At 70.3% G+C, this 553-nt stretch carries 1 protein-coding gene; it reads left to right on the plus strand.

Going from position 1 to position 553, the window contains the following annotated elements; translation table 11 throughout:
• Positions 1-34: 34 nt before the first annotated feature.
• The coding region (locus AC1DWF_RS37625; RefSeq protein ID WP_476843507.1) for a metallophosphoesterase family protein at positions 35-553 on the plus strand (519 nt) is incomplete at its 3' end.

Genomic DNA, 553 nt, shown 5'->3' on the forward strand with positions numbered 1-553 from the left:
CCGGACTACCTGACGAGCAAGTGAGCACCGACGAATGCGGATCGCCCTGCTGGCGGACATCCATGCCAATCTCGAGGCCCTGGAGGCCTGCCTCGCCCATGCGGCCGCGCACAGGGCGGAGCGCCTGGTCTTCCTGGGCGACCTCGTGGGCTACGGCGCCAATCCCGTCGAGGTGACGGCGCGCGTGCAGGAGCTGGTGGCCTGCGACGCCATCGCGCTGCGCGGGAACCATGACGAGGCGGCGCTGAACGGGCCGCGCAATTTCTCCAGGCTGGCCGCCATCGCGATCCAATGGACGGCGACGCAGCTCACGACCGATGCGCGCGACTTCCTCGCCGGCCTGCCCATGAGCCACGAGGAGGAGGACCGGCTCTACGTCCATTCCGAGGGCTCGGACCCGGAGCGCTGGATCTACGTCACCGATGCCACCGTTGCGCGCATCAGCCTGGAGGCGACCGATGCGCGCCTCACCTTCTGCGGCCACACCCACCAGCCCGCGCTGTTCGGCCTGACGGCGACGGAAAAGCTGGTGGCCCACCGGCCGGCGCCGGAC

This window comes from Aminobacter sp. P4_D5 (genome assembly GCF_056401815.1).